This window comes from Peribacillus sp. P4_C12 (assembly GCF_056402095.1).
Map to the genome: position 1 here is coordinate 1 of NZ_JBFUIB010000409.1, position 3,388 is coordinate 3,388.

The following is a 3,388-nucleotide window of genomic DNA, read 5'->3' on the forward strand; positions in this document are numbered from 1 at the left end:
GACTGAAAGTGAATCAATACCCTATCCGCTAATAGTCGACGGAGAGGTACAGGAAGAAAATCTTAATAAAATTGGAAAAAATCATTTTTGGCTTCTGCATCAGTTAAAAGAACACGGGGATACAAAGGTTAAAGAGATATCGATTTGCGGATACATAGATGGCAAATTTTACATTGATACAAATGAAACAAAGAAATAACCGAAGCTGCTGTATACTTCGGTTATTTCTATTTCCATGCAAACCTTGATAAAAACACGCCGATTACAGGGATTCGAATTAAGTCCGCTTTTTTTATGAAGCCAGTCAAGAGCATGAAAAATGTGAACAACAGGAACACAACGGTAACGGAAAGCAACAGCCGGGTTCCTAGAGACTGAGAGGAGAGTGGATCTTGATAAATATAATAACCACCCCAACCGGAAATTAATGCAATAACTAAAGCCAACATATAACTCCGAAAATGAAGGGTAAAAGGAACAACTTTTAACACAGTTGAAAAATGCAGAAAGGTAACGAGCATCGAACCGACCGCTATTCCGATTGCGGCCCCCATAATACCGAAACTTTCCTTGGATGCCAGCAGCCAGATTACACCAATTTTAAGAATGTTTCCTGCAAGGCTGTTAAACATTGCGGCTTTTGCAAGGTCCAGTGCCTGAAGCATCGACTGCAACGGATATTGAAAATAATAGAGTATGAAAAAAGGTGAAAGAAATTTAATGAAAACAGCAGCGTGGGAAGAGCCATACATGACTTGTAAAATCGGTTCAGCAAAGATGAACAGAGTGACGACAGCTAAACAACCTGTAATAAAGGTGATTTTCAGGGCCTGCTGAAGCCTGTGTTCAACGAGTGAAAAGTTTCCTGTTGTCCTTGCTTCACTAACTGCAGGAACAAGGGCTGTAGCTAATGAAGCCGTAACAAAAGAAGGGAGCATGAGCAAAGGCAGTGCGTATCCTGTTAACTCTCCGTATTGACTGGTAGCTGCGGCCGCGGTCACACCGGCAAGTTGCAAACTCTGAGCGACCACAATTGGTTCAAAAAACCAAGAAATTGATCCAATCATCCTGCTTCCAGTTGAAGGCAGGGCAATCCCCATCAATTCAGTAAATGTTCCTTTCCCAGATTTGACATTTTTGAAGAAGCCTTTCCGGAATTTAAAATGTTTCTTTAATTTAAAGCTTGTCAATAGGTAGACAAGTGATACAAGCTCACCAATTATTGAGGCAAACATTGCGCCAGCTGCGGCATATTCGATTCCGTATGGCAAAAAGGCCTTTGTCAGGACGGCAATGAAAGTGATACGGGCTACCTGTTCAATAACTTGTGAGAAAGCGAAGGGCTTCATATTTTGCTTGCCTTGGAAATATCCGCGCAAGACAGATGAAATAGCGATAATTGGAACAATAGGGGCAATCGCCATAAGCGGCCATACCGTTCTTTCATCTGTGAATAAATATTCGGATAGAACAGGCGCAAAAAATAGCATCGCAGGAGTAAAGATCATTGATAAAGTAAATGTACAGGCCAAAGAGACGACAAGGATTTTCTTGATTTTCCTTTCATCACCTCGGGCATTGGCTTCGGCCACATATTTGGATATGGCGATTGGCAAGCCTAACTGGGTAATGTTGACGACAAGAAATAGGGTCGGTAAAGCCATCATATATAAACCAACGCCTTCTTCGCCAATAAAACGGGCGATGACAATGCGGTTAATGAACCCAAGAACCCTTGTTATCAGGCTTGCGATTAATAAAATCAGCGTCCCTTTTAAAAACTTAGACATTGAACTCCCTCCCTGCCTTCTCAAAAAAGCGGTTATGCTATACAATTATCTATATGCTTGTACTTGGACAAAGCATGACAAAAGTGTTTGCGTTCTTACAAATGATCGAATTTCCTTCTTAGAAAATGCGCATTCAATTGAGAATCATTTTTACTGGAGGCAAAGTGATGACGAAAAAGAATCACCCATATCAACGTTATTATGTAAAGGTACGTCCATTCTTGAAGAGCAAACGTGAGGAATTCCAAATGGTTGGATTGAATGCTATTACAGAGGAAGATATATGGGCAACCTTAACCAAGAACAAATGGAAGCGGCCTCAGGAAAACATTCACCTTCACGAACTCGTAGCCGACATTGTGACATTTTCGAGCAACCAGTTCATGACCTTTCAAATGGTCGAAGCTTATAAATCACCCAATCTTTTTGAACCGCTTTCTGAAGAGGAGCTTAAAGAACTTTTGAAAGAATAAAACTGCGAAATACTTAAATTGACAGCCGTTTGTAAATGAATCATAATAGATATGGTTATGCTTTTTTTTGGAAAAAGAGTATGGAGAGCGGTGTCTTTTTTCTAACGATTTGAAGAGAATGCAACCTTATAAAACGAAAAAAATGACAGTTTTTGAAACTCCATGAACAGGCGTATTATAGAAAGGGGCCTACTACATAATGGTAAAAAGAAGCAGAATCGTTGCGTTTTTTCTAATCGTACTTTTGATTTTCGCAGCGATGGGAACGACTTCAAAAGGAATCCTAAAGGATATCAAGCTGGGTCTTGATCTTCAAGGCGGTTTTGAAGTGTTATATGAAGTAAAACCGCTATCTGGGGAAAAGATCACTCCGGAAGTTTTGAGGGCTACAGTAAGCTCACTTGAGCGGCGTGTCAATGTATTAGGTGTAAGTGAACCTAATATTCAAATCGAAGGTAAAGACCGGATCCGCGTTCAATTAGCCGGTGTTAAAGACCAAAACAACGCTCGGGAAATCCTTTCGACTCAAGCGAAATTATCGTTCCGTGATTACAACGATAAGGAAATGATGACCGGTGCAGACCTGAAAGAAGGCGGCGCGAAACAAACGTTCCAAGATAATAAACCGGTTGTTGAAGTCACGCTGAAAGACGTGAATAAGTTTAAAGAAATCACTCAAAAAATTTCCTCAATGGAAAGCCCGACGAATGTACTTGCAATCTGGTTGGATTTCGAGGAAGGAAAAGATTCCATTAAAGATACAGCTTCACAAGACAATATGATTTCAGCTCCAGCTGTCAGTGAAGTTTTTAATACGAAGAAGGTGTATATTACCGGTCAATTTACGGTGGAAGAAGCGAAAGAGCTTGCAGACCTTCTGGATGCAGGTGCCCTGCCTGTAGATTTAAAAGAAAAGTACTCCACTTCTGTAGGTGCCCAATTTGGTGCAGGTGCACTAAATGATACTATTTTTGCAGGAATCATCGGAATTGCACTTGTTTTTATCTTTATGCTTGTGTATTACCRCTTCCCAGGATTCATTGCAGTCGTCACTTTAAGCATCTACATTTTCTTGACGCTATTAGTGTTTGATTGGATGAACGCGGTCCTTACACTGCCTGGTAT

General features: G+C 40.6%; 4 protein-coding genes. 3 read left to right on the plus strand and 1 reads right to left on the minus strand.

The window, feature by feature from the left end; translation table 11 throughout:
* Positions 1-199 (plus strand): YetF domain-containing protein (locus tag AC1DUW_RS23955; protein ID WP_477643635.1); only part of this gene is annotated, 199 nt, incomplete at its 5' end.
* 28 nt (positions 200-227) lie between these two features.
* Here the strand turns inward: AC1DUW_RS23955 and spoVB are convergent.
* Complete coding sequence (spoVB, locus tag AC1DUW_RS23960; protein WP_056528330.1) at positions 228-1,790, minus strand: stage V sporulation protein B; 1,563 nt, start codon at positions 1,788-1,790, stop codon at positions 228-230.
* Between the two features lie 167 nt (positions 1,791-1,957).
* Here spoVB and AC1DUW_RS23965 point away from each other — a divergent pair, with 167 nt between their 5' ends.
* A complete protein-coding gene (locus AC1DUW_RS23965; protein WP_477643636.1) occupies positions 1,958-2,263 on the plus strand; it encodes a post-transcriptional regulator in 306 nt (101 codons plus the stop codon).
* Positions 2,264-2,462: 199 nt separating this feature from the next.
* Positions 2,463-3,388, plus strand: a 926-nt coding sequence (locus AC1DUW_RS23970; RefSeq protein ID WP_477643637.1) for a SecDF P1 head subdomain-containing protein, incomplete at its 3' end; no start/stop codon positions are given.

Bases quoted from the DNA above. Each gene is read 5' to 3' on its own strand.
- spoVB (WP_056528330.1), bottom strand. From the start codon at position 1,790: ATGTCTAAGTTTTTAAAAGGGACGCTGATTTTATTAATCGCAAGCCTG.
- AC1DUW_RS23965 (WP_477643636.1), top strand. From the start codon at position 1,958: ATGACGAAAAAGAATCACCCATATCAACGTTATTATGTAAAGGTACGT.